The sequence below is a fragment of the Enterococcus sp. C53 genome (assembly GCF_040887425.1).
GTDB classification, from domain to species: domain Bacteria; phylum Bacillota; class Bacilli; order Lactobacillales; family Enterococcaceae; genus Enterococcus_B; species Enterococcus_B hirae.
This window is the reverse complement of the sequence record NZ_JBFOFT010000003.1, coordinates 296,649-316,394: the sequence shown is the minus strand read 5'-3', so window position 1 is coordinate 316,394 and position 19,746 is coordinate 296,649. Positions and strand designations below refer to the sequence as shown.

16 protein-coding genes are annotated in these 19,746 nt (G+C 37.2%); 10 read left to right on the top strand and 6 right to left on the bottom strand.

What is annotated here, in order from left to right:
• Positions 1-114 precede the first annotated feature (114 nt).
• The 3 genes from AB3I42_RS06445 (at position 115) to AB3I42_RS06435 (ending at position 4,572) form a co-directional block, all read left to right on the top strand.
• Positions 115-2,451, top strand: a complete 2,337-nt coding sequence (locus AB3I42_RS06445; RefSeq protein ID WP_131773347.1) for an ATP-binding cassette domain-containing protein — start codon at positions 115-117, stop codon at positions 2,449-2,451.
• 532 nt (positions 2,452-2,983) lie between these two features.
• Entirely contained in the window at positions 2,984-3,499 is a 516-nt protein-coding gene (locus tag AB3I42_RS06440; protein WP_014834318.1) for an RNA polymerase sigma factor, read from the top strand.
• 11 nt (positions 3,500-3,510) lie between these two features.
• Positions 3,511-4,572: a hypothetical protein gene (locus tag AB3I42_RS06435; protein ID WP_010736931.1), complete on the top strand. Its 1,062-nt coding sequence runs from the start codon at positions 3,511-3,513 to the stop codon at positions 4,570-4,572.
• Positions 4,573-4,638: 66 nt separating this feature from the next.
• Here the strand turns inward: AB3I42_RS06435 and AB3I42_RS06430 are convergent, their stop codons facing one another.
• The 3 genes from AB3I42_RS06430 to AB3I42_RS06420 all read right to left on the bottom strand — a co-directional run bounded on the left by AB3I42_RS06430 (position 4,639) and on the right by AB3I42_RS06420 (position 7,229).
• Complete coding sequence (locus tag AB3I42_RS06430) at positions 4,639-4,926, bottom strand: DUF1905 domain-containing protein (protein ID WP_010736930.1); 288 nt, start codon at positions 4,924-4,926, stop codon at positions 4,639-4,641.
• 120 nt (positions 4,927-5,046) lie between these two features.
• Positions 5,047-5,760 (bottom strand): DUF4811 domain-containing protein, encoded by a 714-nt coding sequence (locus tag AB3I42_RS06425; protein ID WP_010736929.1) that lies wholly within the window; start codon positions 5,758-5,760, stop codon positions 5,047-5,049.
• Positions 5,757-7,229 (bottom strand): MDR family MFS transporter, encoded by a 1,473-nt coding sequence (locus AB3I42_RS06420; protein ID WP_010736928.1) that lies wholly within the window; start codon positions 7,227-7,229, stop codon positions 5,757-5,759. The genes AB3I42_RS06425 and AB3I42_RS06420 overlap by 4 nt, the downstream gene beginning before the upstream one ends.
• 137 nt (positions 7,230-7,366) lie before the next feature.
• Between AB3I42_RS06420 and AB3I42_RS06415 the strand changes: the two genes are divergently transcribed.
• Positions 7,367-7,846, top strand: a complete 480-nt coding sequence (locus AB3I42_RS06415) for a MerR family transcriptional regulator (RefSeq protein WP_010720251.1) — start codon at positions 7,367-7,369, stop codon at positions 7,844-7,846.
• Positions 7,847-8,024: 178 nt separating this feature from the next.
• On the opposite strand, the gene AB3I42_RS06410 is transcribed toward AB3I42_RS06415, so the two are convergent.
• A complete protein-coding gene (locus AB3I42_RS06410; protein WP_010736927.1) occupies positions 8,025-8,576 on the bottom strand; it encodes a PadR family transcriptional regulator in 552 nt (183 codons plus the stop codon).
• 103 nt (positions 8,577-8,679) lie between these two features.
• Here AB3I42_RS06410 and AB3I42_RS06405 point away from each other — a divergent pair, with 103 nt between their 5' ends.
• From AB3I42_RS06405 to AB3I42_RS06395, 3 genes are all read left to right on the top strand, one after another.
• Entirely contained in the window at positions 8,680-9,210 is a 531-nt protein-coding gene (locus AB3I42_RS06405; RefSeq protein ID WP_010736926.1) for a phenolic acid decarboxylase, read from the top strand.
• 241 nt (positions 9,211-9,451) lie between these two features.
• Positions 9,452-11,122, top strand: a complete 1,671-nt coding sequence (locus AB3I42_RS06400; protein ID WP_181914277.1) for a hypothetical protein — start codon at positions 9,452-9,454, stop codon at positions 11,120-11,122.
• Positions 11,123-11,341: 219 nt separating this feature from the next.
• Positions 11,342-12,076 carry a hypothetical protein gene (locus AB3I42_RS06395; RefSeq protein WP_034866747.1) on the top strand — a complete coding sequence of 245 codons (735 nt, stop codon included), beginning with the start codon at positions 11,342-11,344 and terminating at the stop codon, positions 12,074-12,076.
• A gap of 112 nt (positions 12,077-12,188) precedes the next feature.
• On the opposite strand, the gene AB3I42_RS06390 is transcribed toward AB3I42_RS06395, so the two are convergent.
• Both AB3I42_RS06390 and AB3I42_RS06385 read right to left on the bottom strand, forming a co-directional pair.
• The gene (locus AB3I42_RS06390) at positions 12,189-13,022 is read right to left on the bottom strand and encodes an endonuclease/exonuclease/phosphatase family protein (protein WP_010736923.1); all 834 of its coding nucleotides are present in this window, start codon (positions 13,020-13,022) and stop codon (positions 12,189-12,191) included.
• A 254-nt stretch (positions 13,023-13,276) separates the two neighbouring features.
• The gene (locus tag AB3I42_RS06385; RefSeq protein ID WP_131773346.1) at positions 13,277-15,454 is read right to left on the bottom strand and encodes a PTS transporter subunit IIBC; all 2,178 of its coding nucleotides are present in this window, start codon (positions 15,452-15,454) and stop codon (positions 13,277-13,279) included.
• Between the two features lie 306 nt (positions 15,455-15,760).
• On the opposite strand from AB3I42_RS06385, the gene AB3I42_RS06380 reads away from it, so the two are divergent.
• Genes AB3I42_RS06380 through AB3I42_RS06370 form a run of 3 tightly spaced genes read left to right on the top strand, consistent with a single transcriptional unit; the run spans position 15,761 to position 19,728 of the window.
• Positions 15,761-18,055: a glycoside hydrolase family 65 protein gene (locus tag AB3I42_RS06380; RefSeq protein ID WP_010736921.1), complete on the top strand. Its 2,295-nt coding sequence runs from the start codon at positions 15,761-15,763 to the stop codon at positions 18,053-18,055.
• Positions 18,048-18,713, top strand: a complete 666-nt coding sequence (pgmB, locus tag AB3I42_RS06375; protein ID WP_010736920.1) for a beta-phosphoglucomutase — start codon at positions 18,048-18,050, stop codon at positions 18,711-18,713. Before AB3I42_RS06380 ends, pgmB begins: the two co-directional genes overlap by 8 nt.
• On the top strand, positions 18,706-19,728 hold the full coding sequence (locus AB3I42_RS06370; protein WP_010736919.1) for an aldose epimerase family protein: 1,023 nt from the start codon (positions 18,706-18,708) through the stop codon (positions 19,726-19,728). Before pgmB ends, AB3I42_RS06370 begins: the two co-directional genes overlap by 8 nt.
• Positions 19,729-19,746 lie beyond the last annotated feature (18 nt).

The window sequence follows — 19,746 nt, the reverse complement described above, 5'->3', positions numbered from 1 at the left end:
TCTTGTTTCTTTCTGATTGTTCATATTGAGTTAACATTCATTGATTATACTGCGTTTATTGTTCTGATATACTTTTAAGTATACCGAATATTCTAATAAGAAAGAAGGACGAATATGCTACAACTTAAAGATATAAAGAAATATTATAAAGTTGGCGAAACAACGACTAAAGCATTAGATGGCGTATCTGTTGCCTTTAGAAAAAAAGAATTTGTTGCCATTCTTGGTCCAAGTGGTTCAGGAAAAACAACGATGTTGAATGTCATCGGTGGCTTAGACAACTATGATTCCGGAGATATGGTGATCAACGGAAAGTCCACAAAAGACTTTAAAGATAGTGAGTGGGATGCTTACCGAAACAATTCGATTGGTTTTATTTTTCAAAGTTATAACTTGATTGGACATTTAGGAATCATCGAAAATGTTGAATTAGGGATGACACTTAGCGGTGTGGCCAAAGAAGAAAAACGCCAAAAGGCTGAGGAAGCCTTACGCCGTGTCGGTTTAACGGACCATATGCACAAAAAACCAAACCAATTATCTGGCGGACAAATGCAACGGGTCGCAATTGCCCGTGCTTTAGCCAACGATCCAGATATCCTCTTATGCGATGAACCAACTGGAGCACTAGATACCGAAACAAGTATCCAAATCATGGAATTGATCCAAGAACTATCTAATGAGAAGCTAGTAATCATGGTTACCCATAACCCTGATCTTGCTCATCAATATGCAGATCGAATCATTGAATTTTCAGATGGTAAAATCTTGGCAGATTCACATCCTCATATCGAACGACCAAAAGATGATCAATTCAATTTACGTCGGACAAAAATGAGTTTCTGGACAGCCTTGAAACTTTCATTTAATAATATCCGCACGAAAAAGGGGCGAACATTTTTGACGTCCTTTGCTTCAAGTATTGGGATCATCGGGATTGCGATCGTCTTGGCATTATCTTCAGGCTTCCAAAAACAAATTGATAAAACACAGTCTGAAACGATGGCAAAATTCCCGATCACTATCTCCAAAGTGACAACCAATCGTTCAACAGATTCTGCTTCATTGGGTACGAGTAAAGCGGATTATCCAAATACAAAACAGGTAACTGCTAAAATCAGTGATGAAGATAAAGCACAGCACACCAATAAAATCGACCAATCTTATGTAGATTATGTCAAAGATATCGATCCTAATTTAAGTAATAATATTGGCTTTACTCGTGCTACTGGTATCAATATGCTTCGCCAAGTTGATGGTAAAGTGCAACCAGTAAGTTTCTCTAACCAAAACCCTGAAAACGAATCATTATCATTATCAAGCACGATGTCTGCTATGACGGGTGTCGGTGTTTCCAGTTTTCCAACACAGTTAGACAATCAAAAAGAAAACTTTTTAAAAGCGAACTATTCACTGCTTTCAGGCAGTTATCCTGCTTCTGCGAATGACGTGGTCTTGATCGTAGATGGTAACAACAATACAAATATCAATGCCTTGAAAAACCTGGGCTTTGATGTAAAAGACGGTCAAAAATTAGACTTTGATCGCATTGTTGGGACAACTTTCAAAGTGATCAACAACAATGATTACTACACGAAATTACCTACTGGCAACTTTATTCCAAATACTGATTACGATACGATGTATGCTAATTCAACGAGTGAAGTAAAGATTGCAGGGATTTTACGAGTAAAATCTTCTTCAACAATGAATCTTCTTTCCCCTGGAATCGCATATAGTGATCAATTAACGACACAAATCGTTAACGAAAATAAAGATTCTGAGATTGTAAAAGCGCAAAAAGATAGTGATACGAATGTGATGTCCAACGAAAAAGTGGATGAAACAGCTAAACAATCACTGATCAGCTATTTAGGCGGTGACAGCATTCCAACTAGCATCATGATCTATCCAAATAACTTTGGTGACAAAGAAAAAATCCTTGATTACTTAGATGCTTACAACAAAGGAAAAGCAGAAGAAGATAAAATCATTTACTCTGACTTAGCAGGAACAATGACTGAATTGACTGGTGGTTTGATGGATGCCATCACTTATGTATTGGTTGCTTTTGCTGGTATCTCACTAGTGACAAGTATGATCATGATCAGTATTATCACGTATACTTCAGTCATCGAACGTACCAAAGAAATCGGGGTGTTAAAAGCATTAGGGGCTCGTAAAAAAGATATCACTCGTGTCTTTGATGCAGAAACTTGTATCTTAGGAATTTCTTCGGGCTTATTAGGTGTTTTGATTGCTTGGTTAGCAACGTTCCCAATCAATCATTTACTCTATCAAATGACTGATCTAAAAAATGTGGCTCAATTGAACCCACTCCATGCACTGATCCTCGTGATCGTCTCTACGATCTTAACGATGTTAGGTGGGCACATCCCAGCAAGAATGGCTGCTAAAAAAGATGCAGCGATTGCTCTGCGTGCAGAATAAACGATTGATATTGTTTGAAAGAGATTGAGAAGTCCTTAGCAGCAAGAAATAAGAAGGAATTTCCGGCAATTGACAAGAAACACAAATACTTGTTTTCCCTGTTGATTGTCGTCTACTTGGTTCTTCTCAAATTTTTGGACAATTTCGGCTTATTGCCGAAGGTCAGACTTTGAACACTATTTATTCTTTTTTAGAGATACTAGAAGAAACTGAGACAAGTTTTAGCTCAGTTTCTTCTTTATTTTTTAGTCAGTAATATTATGTGTTAGAAACAACATAGCATGCACTGTTGACTGGATTGTAAGAATAGTAGATGTACCACTCTTGCGTGTAGACCCCCCCAGCACATATTGCTTCTCCAATTGCAACTTTAGAGCTGTAGTTATTCCCTATTTCTGTACCTATGTTTTTTACAGTTAAATGATAGAATATGCATCTTTTAGAAAACGCTTAAATAGCCAAAATTATTTTTATGTATTTGAAACTTTTTCCTATTTATTTGACTCTAATAGATGTAAGAGAAAAAATCTTTATGAAGTGGGAGGAAAATCGTGTGCCCAGTGATTTATTTTTAGTAAAAAAAGCAAAGGAGGGAGATAAAGAGGCATTTGTCCAATTGTTTAAAAGTTATGAAGCTGTTCTCTATAATACAGCGCGTAAGTTTTTGAACAATTCAGAAGATATTGCAGATTGTTTACAAGAAACAGCATTGACGGCCTACAAAAATATCCAAAGCGTGCAAAAACCAGAATATTTTAACACCTGGTTATGCAAAATTCTCATTAATAATTGCAAAAAAATTCTCAAAAAATCAAAGAAAGAAACTTTTTATGTAGAATACGAGGAAGAAAAAAATACAACGATACGTTCAATGGAATTAAAACACATGCTACAAAAATTAGATTTGAAATATCGAATTCCGTTGGTGCTCTATTACTATAATGGGTTTTCCATCAAAGAAATCAGCACGATATTATCTGAACCAGTCAATACAGTGAAGACACACCTTGCTCGAGGGAAAAAACTACTAAAAATAGAGGAGAGCTAGGAGGAGAAAAAATGACTATTTCTGAAAAGAAATTTATGGAAGAACTCAAAAAAGAGGAACGCTTACCCTCAGAAGTACGAACCAAATTAGAAGCCACCTATGACTCTATACGAAAGGAGAAACAGGTTCCACTTAAAAACTACATAAAAAAACGGGGTTATTTGATAGCTGTTGCCGTATTTCTCATAAGTATCTGTTTGTATGCTTACTCACCCTTAGGCACTGCAACTGCTAATTTTTTACGGTTTGGGAAATTTACTTCTGAAACATTGAATCATGAAGGGTTTATTTCCAGCCAACAACTTACAGCTTATGATAAAAAAGCAGATATACAGTTAACAGAACTCTATGTAGATAAAAATGAACTAGGGTTACATTTTACTGTTCATCTTCCAAAAAACTCGGAGCTTTTAAACAAAAAATGGGAGAAATATGGATTAAATTTTGGGATCAAAAATGGGCAAGATCAGTATTTGATTGATTTTCGTTCAGGTCTAGCAGAAGAAAAAGAAGACTTGTCGCTATTCCGTTCGATCAATGAGGAACAGACCATTGATCGAGAAACAAACACATTGGAATTTATTTACAATCTACATCCTACAAAAACGGGCTCGGTTCCCTCTCTTGAAGAGACAACCATACAAATCAATGGCATCACAGCCTACAGAACAAGTGACCCAAAAACATATTCTATTTTTAAAGGCGAATGGGAACTACCTATTGATACAAGTAAGATCAACTATTTTGACGAAATAAATTTTACTCCAAAAAATAATCACCTTTTACCGATTGAGCGAGCAATGGCATATCCTACTAATTTTGTCATTCGTTTTAAAGATGAACAAGACTTTTTGAAAAAGTTGCCAAAACCAAAAAGTAATGCCGACAACAATATTCAATTAAAAATAGTAACTGAAAAGACGACAACCTATTACCCATATTCTAAATTTACTTCTGTTACTGAAGGGTCAAATAACTATTGGGATATGACTTTTGACTATTCTGGATATGATCAACAAGCCTCGATTTATCTCGAATTGAAAGGAATCGGAGAAATTGAGTTAGAAAAATAGATCGGATTGTGGCAAATCCATCATGGTAGTTAATAAAAAATGAGCAGAAGACAACTATCTTCTGCTTTAATTTTTTGGAATCACTTCTACAGAAACGATATCACCGATGTCTTTCTCAATTTTTTTACGAATATCTTTACGTATCCCTAAGATGTAGCAAATTGTTCCATCTTCGTTTTTCACCCCCATATTCACAATACTTCCCTCATATGCTACTTCATCAAATGTCGCTTGAACTTTGACTCGACCTACACCAAACTCTTCTCTGAGATCATAAGGAAAAATGATATATGCGCCACCCTTGCCTATTTCAGAAGCATAAATTTTTGACTGGAAAGAATATTTTTTTTGCATTTCCCCACTCCTTTTTTGTTCAGTATAACAAAAAAAAGGACCCTCCACAGCTGATCGTTCAACTGTAGGGAGGAGCCCTTTTTGAAATTAACTGATTCTTGCACTTACTTGATTAGCTGACTATTTATTGGCTTTGACTTCTTCAACTAATTTCGTTAATGCTTGTTGTTGGAATTGCGTTGCTAATTCTTTTGACAAGGTTGCTTGTTCTTCTGGCGTCATGGCTGGATTTTCAGTCATAGCTTTCATCAGACCTTCTTGTACAAAAGCCTTTGCGTCGCTTTCCATCGTACTTTGTTGTTCTTTTACTCGTTGCGCTAATGTTTTTGCTTGATCCGTACTTAATTCGATCCAATCAGCTGGAATTTTAAAGGTGTTCACACGACTTGCATACTCGTGGTTATTGTCCGCTAGATTGAACCAGAATTTATACATATCATTTTTATAGACCCAATAAGTTGTTTTTGCTACTTTTTGCGCTTGACCAGTCGTACGTTCTACTTTATTGGTTTCATTATCAGTACCGGTAGCTTTTGGTTTCTTTTGGTCTTCACTCGTACGGTAAAGGTAGACTTTTTCAGTCCCGTCACCTAACGCTTGATATAAAAGCATATTTGCACTATCTGAATCAGCACTTGATACGATGTTAGTGGTTTTCGTTTCAGTTACTTTTTCCATGCCAAAATGGTTGGATAAATTAGCCACGATCAACCCTAAGGATGCCACAAAGACTAACCCAAAAAGTAATGATACAATTGTTTGCCAAGCTTTTTTTGCAAAGATATTCATTAGGGCAAAAGCCACTAAACTAATGATCAATACGAAAATAATCATGCTTTATCCCCCGCTTTCGCTAGAACAGGTTCTTTTCTCTTCAATAAGAAGGCAATCACAAAACCAATCACACCAAAGACGATCGCCACAAAGAATGCTGCGTGGTAACCAGATAATGTCGCATTGATCGCTTGGTCTTTATAAGTTAAAGGCGTGCTTTCTAAGACTGATTTTGCAGGTAGATTATCTTTTGTTACATTGGTCAATACACTGATCAAAATAGCTGTCCCAATCGAACTAGCAATTTGTCGGAAGGTATTGTTTACTGCAGTCCCATGACTGATCAGTTTGTTTGGTAAAGCATTCATACCAGATGTTGTTACTGGCATCATAACCATAGAGATCCCAAACATCCGAATCGCATAAAGAACAACAATATATAAAACAGGCGTTGTTTTTGTTAAGAAAGCAAATGGTGCTGTTGCAGCGGTTAGCACGAACATCCCGACAATCGCTAAACGTTTTGCACCGTGTTTATCAAAGATCGCACCTGTGATCGGCATCATCGCCCCCATAATCAAGGCACCGGGTAGTAACATCAAGCCAGAATGAAAAGCTGATTCACCACGGATATTTTGGATATATAGAGGAACAACCATTTCAGCACCGACCATCGCCATATTCGTTACACCAGCTAAAACTGCTGCAATCGTAAAGGTTGATGATTTAAATACACGCAGTTCCAAGAATGGATTTTCCAAACGAAGTTGGCGCCATGCAAATAAGGCAATAAATATTACCCCTACGATCAAGAAGCCGATCACTTTCGCACTGCCCCATCCAGCGTCACCGACACTTGAAAAGCCATAAAGCAAACTACCAAATCCAATTGTTGAAAGGATAGCAGATAGAATATCGATACTTGGATTTGATAACGGAATAACGCTTCGCATCAAGAAAAAGGCTAAGACCAAAACTAAGACGACAATTGGTAAGACCATACCAAATAGATCACGCCAATGATAGTTATCAATAATATAACCTGATAATGTTGGTCCTAAAGCTGGAGCCAATCCAATAACGATTCCTGACATCCCCATGGCAGATCCTCTTTTTTCTGGTGGGAAAATCGATAACATAATATTTTGTAATAAAGGCATTGAAACACCCACACCACAGGCTTGGATCAAACGTCCAATCAATAAAGTACTAAAGTTAGGGGCAACAAAACAGGTAATTGTTCCGATTAAAAAGACTGACATTGCTGATAAATATAAACTTCTTGAACTAAATTTATTGATCAGCCAAGCAGTAATCGGAATCATGATTCCGTTAACCAATAAGAACCCTGTTGTTAGCCATTGAACACTTGATGCAGAGATATCAAAATCTTTCATCAGCGTAGGAAAAGCTGTAGTTAATAAGGTTTGATTTAATACCGTACAAAAGGTACCAATCAATAAAACGACAACTAATAGTGTCCGATTATATGGTTTGCCGTAAATATCTACGGGTTGATTTTTATTCATATTTCTCCTTCTTTCTGAATTCTTTCTGAAACCACTTGAATACTTTAGTCCTATTTCGTTCATTTGTCAACCTACTTGACACATAAGTTATCCCAAGTATAATTAAGGAAAGTTAGACAACAAAAGGAGGGACAAAAATGGTAGGAGCATCCCTGAAACGTTTATTAGAAAATGATCATTTACTGGTAGGAATCAGTGAACTAAGTGAAATTGTCGGTGTGTCTCCACGTCAGTTACGATATTGGGAACAAAAAGAATTCATTCGTTCCGTTTCTACTGGTGTGAATTGTCCTCGAAAATATCAATTACCTACTGTTATCAAGGTTGAGATTATCAAAAAATATTTAGATGAAGGCTATACGTTGAACAAATCAGCTGAAAAAGCCGAAGAACGTCTAAAAAAAATGAAGCATGTCCGCAAAGTTTTTTCCAAAGCAATCAAAGAAATCGAATTGATTGATGAAAGATATACTGTTTTATTGATCGGTGATTTCAAAGAGACAACTGAAGACTCAAAACTTTATATCATCCACGATGAAGCAACAGATGAACTCACGTATAAAATTGTCCCCGTAAGCGAAAAAATTGATTTCGAACAATTATTGAAAAATCTTTAAGCAATGGAAAATAAAATGTAGTCAATTCTCCCAATTTCTCATGTGTTTTACCAAAACAGTTTAAGAAATTGACGATAATCGACTACATTTTTTGCTTCTTTTCTATCTTTTTCAATTCACTACTATCATTAAATGAAGTTATTCAATTAAGTTTATCTTATATTCTCTATTCCATTTATTATTTCTGTCTTTTTTGCTCTTCTAATACGCCCGTCAACCAATTCGCATATTCTGTTTCTCGATTGATCGCATGGGATAAAATCAAATAGTGTCCATAATTTTCTTCTTGTTCTTTTCTTGTTGGAAATATCCTCTCTTGACGTGCCAATAGATGCGCTCGCTTTTCTTCATGAAGATCCCTTTGCTGCTCAATGATCTCTCTCAACATCGGATCATTCACATCTTTCACAAAATATAATTTCAACACAAACTCATCTCGATTGACTGGTAATTCATTCGTTGGCGTCCGAATCCATTCGTTTAACAATGCCTTTCCTTCATCCGTTAATTGATAGACTTTCTTCTCCAATTTCATCCCTGTAATTTCAACTTCATGTTTGATGATCCCTCGTTCTTCCATTCTTGCTAATTCAGGATAAATTTGACTATGCTTCGCTTGCCAAAACTCACCGATTTCATTTTTGAACGATTGGTTTAATTCATAGCCTGTCATCTTTCTTTTACTCAACAATCCTAACAAAATATAGCGTAGCGTATTTTTTCTCGCCATGCTCTCTCCTCCTTGACAAATCTTTTTATTCATTCTATCATAATCACGTAATCAAAAACATGTACTTTATTACATGTTTTAATTTAAAAGGAGCTGTTGTTTCATGAAAGAATTTAAAGATCTAGAAGATTTTATTGGTACACACTTTATTTATACGTACGATAATGGTTGGGAATATGAATGGTATGCTAAAAATGACCATACTGTCGACTATCGAATTCACGGCGGAATGGTCAAAGGCCGTTGGGTCAAAGATCAAGAAGCAGATATCGTTAAGTTAACAGATGGCGTCTTCAAAATTACTTGGACTGAACCAACTGGTACTGACGTGGCCTTGGATTTCACGCCCAATGAAAAAAAATTACATGGAACGATTTTCTTTCCTAAATGGGTTGAAGAACATCCTGAGATCACAGTTACTTTCCAAAATGAACATATAGCTGAGATGGAAGCAGCACGTGAAAAATATGAAACTTATCCAAAATTGTTAGTACCAGAGTTCGCTAACATTACTTATATGGGCGACGCTGGTCTCAATAATGAAGATGTCATTAGTGAAGCTCCTTATGAAGGAATGCCTAGTGATATCCGAGAAGGTCGTTATTTTGATAAAAACTATAAACGGATAAAATAAGAATCATTCGTAGATTTGACTATTAGTCTTATACGAATAGGGAAAAACAACCATAGCATCTCATACTATGGCTGTTTTTTTAATTAACTATTGATCTAAATAAAGCGAGCAACAAAGGATGTATTTTGAAAATTTCCTGTAATAATGATAATTTTTTTCATATTTTTTCGAATTTCTTGCCACTCTTTTAGGTAAGCTTTATGATTAAATAAGTTACACTATCAAAAAAGGAGTATGACAATTGAAAAAATATGTTCCGTATTTGACAATTTTACTATTTGCATTCTTATTTGTTATGCCAAATATCCTAACACATGACCTTATCATTGGAGCAGATGCACCATTTCATTATAACCGTTTTTACGATGCCGCTGAACAATTCGCTAATTGGGATTTCCATTATTTCCCTTCCATGTATGGATTTCAGCAAAGCGGGCGTATCGTCAATGCGATCTATGGTCCGTTGTTTGCTTATTTTCAAGGCTTGATCGTTTTAGTTTCAGGCAGTTGGTTCCACTATCAAATCTTATCAAACTTTATTCTCTTTGTGATTTCTGGTTGGTCGATGTTGACACTATTGAATTATGTTCAGGTGAAAAAATGGGTCAGCATACCAATCTCGGTATTATTTATGACGACTTATTCCATTCAATATTGGGCAGTCAATCAGGGCTTTACCAGTTGGGGCACCTGTTTTTATCCCTTATGCATGATTCCATTAGTGGACTTTGTTGTTCATAAAAAATTTCCTGTCTTGAAAGTTACCTTTTCAATTGCACTGATGACTCAGATCCACTTACTGTCCACCGTTATGTTGGTACTGATGTATATCCCTTTTTATCTTTATTATTTCTTTACTCAGACAGAAAAAGGCAAAGCAATCGGGCAACTGATCAAATCTGTCCTCTTTTATTTTGTACTAACAGCAAATATTTGGGCAGGATTAGCTATCGTCTATGGTGGAAATAAGATTTTGCCACCTTTTGTCAACCGAGAGATGAGCCAAAAAGCAATCAATCTGGATGGCAGCTATTGGCTAGCGTATCCCAAGATTTTCCCAATTTTTTTATTGATCGGACTAATACTGTATCTTCTTTTCCGCCGTCACTACGACATTTTTACAAAGTTACTTTTACGCACAAGTCTTGGATTCTTCCTACTTTCAACCAGTTTGATCCCTTGGACAACACTAGTGGAAAAAGAGGTACCTTTCGTAAGCTTGATCCAGTTTCCTTTTCGTTTCTTTGTCCCATTTACCTTGCTCTTTCTACTCTTTTTAGCACTTGCTCTAAATCAATGGGAAAAGAAAAATTGGTATCGTGCGTTGAGTGTCCTATTTCTCTTTGTCGCTTCTGCACAAACGATCCAAAACCTCTATCAGCATCTGGATAAATGGCAAGACGAAACATTTGTCAGCCGTCACACGTATCTCTTTGATACACCAGCAGAGGCAAGAAAAACATTTTATGACCATGATATGTCTACTAGTTTATTCGTTTTTCAAAAGACAACACCCGATTATCTACCAATCTATCATGAAACTAAAGCAAATAAATATGATCGCTATAATGAAGAAATCTTGGAAGGAGAAACCACGTTCATTAAATCTCATCCTGGAGGACGTTTAACGATCAAATGGAAAAACACTGGGGAAGAAACTGTCCATTTACCAGTCATTGTCTATGACCGCACAGTGTTACTGCAACACGGCAAAAAATTGACAGATTATCAATTAACAGATATCGGTACTCCTATCGTCAAACAGCACAATGGAATCAATGAGATCACTCTCTATTATGATTTACCAATTTTCTTTTACTTTGTGATGACATTCTTCCTGATTGGTTGGTTCGTTTTGATCGGACTCTTTGTCAAAAATCGTTACCAGGTTGGGAGGATAACTAAAAAATAAGGGACTTGCTTCTGTGGATCAAAAAGATAAATTCTCAACACGGAAGCTGTTTCTTTTTTATACCTTTTTATAAAATAGCAAACAAATCGTCAAATATAGTAGTCCTAATAAACGAATCGTGTTAGTAGCTACTTTTTTTTCTAAACATAAGAAAAAATATTTATTTACTCTCTTCTTTTATAAACTATACTAGAATACAGAAAAGAAGGAGTGATACATATGCCTCAAACAACGAATCGACAATTGACTTTGAAAAAAAAAATCGGACATGCTTTTGTTCATCAATCTACGAATACTACCCTTAATACTGAGTCTCACCTTGAAATGATACTTAAAGATCTACCTGAGGATTCGCTATCAATTAAAGAATCAACTAATGAACAGCTGTATGAGCTGCCAAATAGTAAGACTGAGCCGCTATATGTAACTGTAATTGGTGATCGATCACCTACGCCCATTTCAAATGTTCGGTCAACGAGTGAATCAACTTGTATTAATGACCAAGATTATTCTAAAAGAAATACCATTTTAGACATTTTAAAAAAAACTGCAAACTCTCCTGAAGAGGTAAAAGAGCTGACAAGCATCATAGAGCAGTTAATTAATGAACTGCCACATCGTGAGCCTAGCGGTGAAGTTCTGCAACCTCATGAGCCTAAAATCAAAGATTCCCTCGTTGTACTTTTGAATCTTTTAGATAACTTGCCAATTCTAACCGATTCCGATAAAGATCGATTTATAGACCATTTTGATATTTTACATGAGGAAGTACTACATAATACCAATTTACAAAAAAATACACCGGTAACTAAAGAGTCCGACTCCTTGAAAAATGTCCGAGAATTCATTTCTGCCAATCGGAAAAAAAGTCCAGCCGAGTTAAAAAAACAATGCAGAGACCAAAGAAACAGAGAATTTTATTGCCTTCCTCCTTGGTGCTTCCCATCGCACTAACAGTCATTTCATTATCTAATCAAATTTCTGCACGTAGCTGAAGCTGCTGCAAACAAAAAGTCCCATGGAAAGGATGTATCCATTTTTCTTTCTATGGGACTTTTTGATTATTTTATTGAATGGGGCTGACCGTTATCTCTACTCCATAATGGTCACTTACAATGATTTCTTGTTTTCCATCAAAAATACTACGATAAAAAGGAACTGAGAATTCCTGTGGTACATAGATATAATCGATTCTTAACTGCTCTGTATTCGTTTCCCATCCATCGATTTTCTGTTCAATGGTTGCCTGACCATGAACTTCTTGGGCAACAGTATAGGAATCGACAATCGCAAGAGGGCTTTTTTCAACCAAGCGATAGCCTGCCTCTCCTGCTGGGTTGTTAAAATCCCCCATTAAAAACAGCGGATTTGAGAGATTAGCTAAGTGTTCCATCAAGCAATGCCATTCAAAAGCAAAGCCCTTCGTTTCATCTATCCACCAAGAAAAATGACAGCTTGCTAGAGTGATTGTTTGGTCATCGATCATCGTCTGACAGATCAAAATTTTCCGAGTGTGGTAATCCTCTTTTTGCTTTGTTTCAGAAACATAGATTGCTTCACTGGTTAGTGGTGTCTTAGAAAGCAGCGCATTCCCCTCTTCATAAATCCCATAACCGACATGACTCATTTCCCAACTCCAATAATAGTCTTTCCCTTGTTTGGCTAAGTAGCGCACCAAACAATAAGCAAAATTATCGACATGGACGGGCGATTGTTCTATAACTGGACAAAATTTGTTTAATTCTTCATTCACGATACTTTCGGAAGTGATTAATTGATTGACTTCTTGTAAAGCAATCACATCATAATCTGCTTGACAGATTTTATCTACGATCTGGCGCATCTTTTCTTCTGGTGATTCTTCTAACCAGCTATGTGTATTCAAAGTCATCATCTTCATCTTCAATTCTCCTTATTGATTAAAACTTACTTCATTTCTTTTATGATAGGATAGCGATGGATTATTAGCTGTGATTGTTTACCTGCTCGCAGATATTCAAAAAAATAAGTCTGAGAACTCAAAAACGAAGTATAGCGTTTTCGTGTTTTCAGACTTATTTGAGAAACAGAAAAACTGACTATCGGAAACCAAATAAGGAATTAAATTTGGTACTGGTCATCTTACTCATTATTGTTGGGTGTCTTTTATAATGATCACAGTTTTATTTCGCCAATTACTGTTCCTAATTCCGTTGGTCCTAAATGTTTGAGAATCATTTCATTGACTTTCCCATCCGTAAATACCACCATAATCGTTATATCTTTTCCTTCATTTTTGATTTCGGTTAGATTCATTTGTGCCAGTTTTGCTCCTGCTTCAACGGTTTGACCTTCTGTTACCAGGATTTCAAAAGCTGGTTGATCCATTTGGACTGTGTCGATTCCCATATGGATTAGTACTTCTGCACCTTCTTCTGTTTCCATTCCAATAGCATGTTTGGTTGGAAAAATACTAACTACTTTCCCAGTAATAGGTGCCACAACTTCACCAGTCGTTGGAATAACAGCAAAGCCATCCCCCATCATTTTCTTTGAAAAAACAGGATCATTGACTGTTGCCAAGTCTATCACTTCACCAGCTGCTACAGTCTGCAACTCTTTTCGTATACCTAACGTTTGATTTTTAGCTGTTTCTTTTTCAACAACAACTTCTTCTACTGGAGCTGGGATAGGCGCCCCCGATCGAAGCAAATCTTCGATATCTGATTTTAATACATCGGCTTTTGGACCATAGACAGCTTGTACACCATTATCTTTGACGATTAGCCCCATAGCGCCTGCACGTTTCCATTCTTCTTCTGAACCTACTTTCTCACGATCAGCTACACTCACACGTAACCGTGTCATACATGCATCTACATCTTTGATATTATCTTTCCCGCCTAATAAGTGAATGATTTTGATGATTTGTGGGTCTGACGTGCCAGCTTGGACTGTCGTTTGTTCTCCATTCCCATTGCTATCGTTACTGTCACTATCATAATTACCATTACGCCCTGGTGTAGCAAAATTGAATTTTTTGATCATGAAGTTTGCCACAAAGTACGTAACAACTCCAAACAAAATGACGCAAATGACGAAGTTAAGCAAATCGCCACCAAGTCCAGCTTTCATCGCTAGAGGCGTTCTAGTTAACAATTCGATGTTTCCAAAGGAATGAACACGTAACGGTAATAAATCTGCCATTGCAAATGCTGCCCCTTGGATCACAGAATAAACAATATAAAGTGGAACTGCAGCAAACATAAACATAAATTCTAATGGTTCAGTAACCCCTGTTAGAAAAACAGCTAATGCAGCTGAGAAATACATGGAACGATAGCGCGCTTTTTTATCAAGATCAACATTTCGATACATGGCTAAAGCTAACCCCATTAAAATACCAGAAGAACCAATCATTTGTCCCACTTTAAAACGAGCTGGTGTCCAGTTGTTCAACACAAATTCATACTGTGACAAATCCCCCGCACCTTTTAAATTGACCAAATCAGTAGCCCAAGCTAACCATAAAGGATCTTGTCCAAAGACTTGCGTTCCTGCTTGTGCACCAGATAAGATTTCATACGTGCCCCCTAATTGCGTATAATTGATCGGAATCGTCAACATATGATGCAAACCAAAAGGTAACAATAATCTTTCTAAGGTACCATAAAGAAATGGCGCTAAAACCGGTGCACTTTCTTGTGACTGAGCAATCCAAAGACCAAAATTATTAATACCTGCTTGGACATTTGGCCAGACAACAGCCAATACTAAAGCTACAATCGTTGACCAAAGAATCACTACAAAAGGAACAAATCGTTTTCCATTAAAGAAAGATAACGCATCAGGCAATTTACGATAATTGTAATATTTATTATAGGCCATTGCACCAACAAAACCAGCAATAATCCCTACAAACACGCCCATATTCAACGCAGGTGCCTCTAATACGCTGGTAAAAAATCCTTTGACCATGATCTTCGTGCCAAATAATGTATGGGTAAAGGCATCTTCATTTGCTAGCATCTCACTCGTCACTCCGAAAATCGCTCCCGTGATCCGGTTGATCAAAACAAATGAGATCCCTGCCGCAAAAGCACCACCTGCACGCTCTTTTGCCCAACTTCCACCTATTGCTAAAGCAAACAACAGATGTAAATTCCCGATGATCGCCCAACCAATATTTTCAATGACACCACCCGTTGTTACTAAAAAAGCTAAGTTAGGGTCAATCAACGGGATAGATTTCCCGATACTGATCATCAAACCCGCAGCTGGCATCACTGCCACAACAACCATTAAAGCTTTCCCAAATTTTTGCCAAAACTCAAAATTAAATAATTTCTTCATAACTCCTGCTCTCCTTTATGCAATCGGTTTCGTTGTTAGTTATTATAGCCTTTGTTTCTTTTTTTGTAAATGCTTTATTTTTGATTTTATTCACTTTCTACCCAAGCAGTCGCTATCAGAAGAATCATTTTCTTTTCGCATTTAGTAGTAACTTATTATCAAAACAGTTAATGTTTTCCAGGAAAATTATCTTTTCATTTCTTTATTTTAAATCCCCGCTAAAAAATTCTGCTTTATTTATATTGACTTACGCAATCGGTTGCGTTTATTATAAACGTATCAATGAAATTATCTAGGAGGAGTACAATGAAACAAATCAAGCGCCTATTTCAAATTGATCCTTGGAAGATCAGCACCAACACATTAGATCGGGAAAATCTCCGTTTACAGGAATCTTTAACTAGTATTGGTAACGGATACATGGGCATGCGAGGGAATTTTGAAGAAGCCTATTCAGGTGATCATCATCAAGGAACTTATTTAGCTGGGGTTTGGTACCCCGATAAGACTCGTGTTGGTTGGTGGAAAAATGGCTATCCCGAATATTTTGGCAAAGTGATTAATGCAATCAATTTTATTGCCATGGATATCTATATCGATGAGCAATTATTAGACCTTGCTACAATCGAACCAGAAGACTTTTATTGGGAATTGAATATGAAAAACGGTGTGTTATCACGTAGTTACACAGTAACGACTGCAACTAACAAACTAAAGATCACCTTTGAACGTTTTTTAAGTATCGTCAAAAGCGAAGCTGCTTATATTCGTTTAACAGTTACGATGCTCGAAGGAAATGGCACGGTCAAAGTCATCTCTAAATTGGATAGTAACGTTCAAAATGAAGATAGTAACTATGATGAACATTTTTGGAATGAAATCGGTCGAGGTACTTCTGATGAAACAGCCTACTTAATGACCAAAACGATTCCAAATAATTTTGCGATCGAACAATTTACCGTAACAGCTGCCATGAGACATTTCGTGAATGAAGAATTAGCGCAACCAATTTACCACGAAGATACATTAGCCGTCCTTGGGGAATTTTCTTTCGACTTAACAACGAATCAATCCGTGACACTTGATAAAGAAGTGCTTGTATTGACGAGCCGTAACATCCCCGAAGCACAGCAAGTCCAACAGATCCTCCAAGAATTTAGTGACTTACAAAGTCATTATCTGCAAGCAAAAGCAGAACAAACCACTGCTTGGAGCAAACGCTGGGCACTGGCTGATGTGGTGATCGAAGGTGACGAGGAAGCACAGCAAGGGATTCGTTTCAATCTTTTCCAACTATTTTCTACTTATTACGGCGAAGATGAACGTTTGAATATTGGACCCAAAGGCTTTACAGGAGAAAAATACGGTGGTGCTACTTATTGGGATACGGAAGCTTACGCTGTCCCCTTATATCTTGCTTTAGCAAAACCTGAAGTGACAAAAAATCTCCTTAAATATCGCCATAATCAATTGCCTCAAGCTATTCATAATGCCCAACAACAAGGTTTAAAAGGCGCCTTGTACCCAATGGTTACTTTTACAGGGGTCGAATGCCACAACGAATGGGAAATTACCTTTGAAGAGATCCATCGTAACGGTGCGATCGCTTATGCGATTTACAACTATACGAACTATACAGGTGACACCGCTTATTTGAAAAAAGAAGGATTAGAAGTATTAGTTGAGATTGCTCGTTTTTGGGCAGATCGGGTTCATTTTTCAAAACGTCATAACAAATATATGATCCATGGCGTGACTGGTCCGAATGAATATGAAAACAACATCAATAACAACTGGTATACCAATACGATAGCTTGCTGGGTATTAACGTATACCCGGGAAAACTATTTAAAATTCCAAACAGAAACTGCTATAACGGTCACTGACGAAGAACTAACGAATTGGCAAACCATTGCAGAAAATATGTATTTTCCTAAAGATGAAGAATTAGGTATTTTTGTCCAACATGATACATTTTTGGATAAAGAATTATTGCCGGTATCAGAGCTATCTCCTAGCGAGCTTCCATTAAACCAACATTGGTCTTGGGACAAAATCTTGCGTTCTTGTTTCATTAAGCAGGCGGATGTGCTACAAGGAATCTATTTCTTCAACGACTCGTTTAGCAAAGAAGAAAAACAACGAAACTTTGATTTTTACGAACCAATGACCGTTCATGAGTCTTCCCTTTCACCAAGTATCCATGCCATTTTAGCTGCTGAATTAGGTATGGAGGATAAGGCAGTGGAAATGTATCAACGGACAGCCCGCCTTGATTTAGATAATTATAATAACGATACCGAAGACGGCTTACACATCACGTCGATGACTGGTAGTTGGCTCGCAATCGTCCAAGGATTCGCTCAAATGAAAACAGATCACGAACAGTTACGTTTTGCTCCTTTCTTACCAAACACGTGGACAGCCTACTCCTTCCATGTGAATTATCGTGGTCGTTTATTATTTGTTTCGGTGTCTAGTGAACAGGTGCAATTGACCTTAGTATCAGGCGAAAGTTGCCCATTAAAGGTGTACGAAAAAACGTATCTTTTAGAAGACCAGTTAAAGGTACCTTTGCGTAAGGAGGAATTAGATGTTTAAAGGAGTTTTGTTTGACTTAGATGGGGTGATTACAGATACTGCGGAGTTTCATTATCGCGCTTGGAAAAAATTAGGTCAGGAAATCGGTGTTCCTATTGATCGAACATTCAACGAACAATTGAAAGGGGTTAGTCGAGAAGATTCACTTCGCTTATTGCTTTCCTACGGACAAAAAGAAAGTGAGTTTTCCCCACAAGAATTTCAAGAATTAGCGCACAGAAAAAATGAGTACTATCTTGAAATGATTCAAGCGATCACGCCTACAGATGTTTTTCCAGGGATATTGCCATTACTTGAAGAATTGAGAGCAAACAAGATCAAGATTGCCCTTGCTTCAGCTAGTAAAAACGGACCTTTCCTCCTTGCTAAAATGGCATTAACGCCATTTTTCGATGCAATTGCCGATCCTGCAACGATCAAACTGGGTAAGCCGGCTCCCGATATTTTCTTATTGGCCGCAAAAGAAATTGGCTTATCCCCACAAGAATGCATCGGGATCGAAGATGCACAATCTGGGATCAAAGCAATCCGTGCTAGCGGGGCATTTCCAATTGGTGTTGGACGAATAGAAGATCTTGGAAAAGATATCCCAGTCGTACCTGATACGACTTGCCTTACACTAGACTATTTAAAAAATGAGTGGACACAGTATGTCTAAACCTTCCATCACTGTGATCCCCATTCCCAACACCAACTTGAAGCAAATCACATTGAAGAACGACGAACTCACAGTCGTTCTTCTCAACTACGGGGCAAGGCTTCATCAAATTCTAGCTCCAGATAAAAATGGTCACTTAGAAAATGTCTTATTATCTTATGATTCCTTAGAAGACGTTTTAAAAGATCAAAGCTATTTTGGGGCAACGATTGGACCAGTCGCTGGCAGAATTAAAAATGGCTCTTGGGCTGATCATCAGCTAGAAAAAAACGAAGGAAATCACCATATCCATGGTGGTTCAAACGGTTGGGCATTTCAGTATTGGGAGGTAGAAGTTTTTGAGACTCCTACAGCGATCGGTGTTGTTTTTTATTTGCAGGATACTTTTTCCGGTTATCCCGGTCCGATCACCGCAACCGTTACGTATCAGATTGTTCAAAATAATTTAGAAATGATCACCAAGACAAGCAGCTCGACTGAAACCATCTGCAACCCAACGAATCATGCGTATTTCAATCTTTCTGGCAATGGCAAACGAGATATCTACGATCATGAACTAACGATCCAAACAGATGGAATATTAGCCTTAGATCACGAAAAAATACCAACTGGTGAAGTGATCGCTCTCAGCGACTTACCGCTTAATTTTAAACACCCACATTCGCTACTGGAAATTTTAACGAATGATCCAAACGGACTAGATGATGCTTTTGTTTTAAGTACGCCTAAACGAACGAAGAAAATACTTACCTTGACCGAAAAGCAAGCGGGGCGCCAGTTGTCTATAGCAACGACGAGCAAAAGTATGGTATTATTTTCTACGACTGGATTTGAAGCAGATTTTTTAATCAATGGGCAAAAAATGCACTCAAATTATGGGTTGGCAATTGAACCACAAGAACTTCCTGATGCCGTTCATTTCCCTGAATTTGGGTCAATCGCATTATATCCGGGACAAGAAAAAATTTGCTCTACCACTTATCAATTTCATCGTTTAAATGAAAAGCAAGTCTAGAAAAGAGGTGTATCGTTT

What these genes read in the sequence shown, in the direction of transcription:
- AB3I42_RS06445 (WP_131773347.1), top strand. Translation starts at nt 115, where the DNA reads ATGCTACAACTTAAAGATATAAAGAAATATTATAAAGTTGGCGAAACA.
- AB3I42_RS06440 (WP_014834318.1), top strand. Translation starts at nt 2,984, where the DNA reads ATGAAGTGGGAGGAAAATCGTGTGCCCAGTGATTTATTTTTAGTAAAA.
- AB3I42_RS06435 (WP_010736931.1), top strand. Translation starts at nt 3,511, where the DNA reads ATGACTATTTCTGAAAAGAAATTTATGGAAGAACTCAAAAAAGAGGAA.
- AB3I42_RS06430 (WP_010736930.1), bottom strand. Translation starts at nt 4,926, where the DNA reads ATGCAAAAAAAATATTCTTTCCAGTCAAAAATTTATGCTTCTGAAATA.
- AB3I42_RS06425 (WP_010736929.1), bottom strand. Translation starts at nt 5,760, where the DNA reads ATGATTATTTTCGTATTGATCATTAGTTTAGTGGCTTTTGCCCTAATG.
- AB3I42_RS06420 (WP_010736928.1), bottom strand. Translation starts at nt 7,229, where the DNA reads ATGAATAAAAATCAACCCGTAGATATTTACGGCAAACCATATAATCGG.
- AB3I42_RS06415 (WP_010720251.1), top strand. Translation starts at nt 7,367, where the DNA reads ATGGTAGGAGCATCCCTGAAACGTTTATTAGAAAATGATCATTTACTG.
- AB3I42_RS06410 (WP_010736927.1), bottom strand. Translation starts at nt 8,576, where the DNA reads ATGGCGAGAAAAAATACGCTACGCTATATTTTGTTAGGATTGTTGAGT.
- AB3I42_RS06405 (WP_010736926.1), top strand. Translation starts at nt 8,680, where the DNA reads ATGAAAGAATTTAAAGATCTAGAAGATTTTATTGGTACACACTTTATT.
- AB3I42_RS06395 (WP_034866747.1), top strand. Translation starts at nt 11,342, where the DNA reads ATGCCTCAAACAACGAATCGACAATTGACTTTGAAAAAAAAAATCGGA.
- AB3I42_RS06390 (WP_010736923.1), bottom strand. Translation starts at nt 13,022, where the DNA reads ATGAAGATGATGACTTTGAATACACATAGCTGGTTAGAAGAATCACCA.
- AB3I42_RS06385 (WP_131773346.1), bottom strand. Translation starts at nt 15,454, where the DNA reads ATGAAGAAATTATTTAATTTTGAGTTTTGGCAAAAATTTGGGAAAGCT.
- AB3I42_RS06380 (WP_010736921.1), top strand. Translation starts at nt 15,761, where the DNA reads ATGAAACAAATCAAGCGCCTATTTCAAATTGATCCTTGGAAGATCAGC.
- pgmB (WP_010736920.1), top strand. Translation starts at nt 18,048, where the DNA reads ATGTTTAAAGGAGTTTTGTTTGACTTAGATGGGGTGATTACAGATACT.
- AB3I42_RS06370 (WP_010736919.1), top strand. Translation starts at nt 18,706, where the DNA reads ATGTCTAAACCTTCCATCACTGTGATCCCCATTCCCAACACCAACTTG.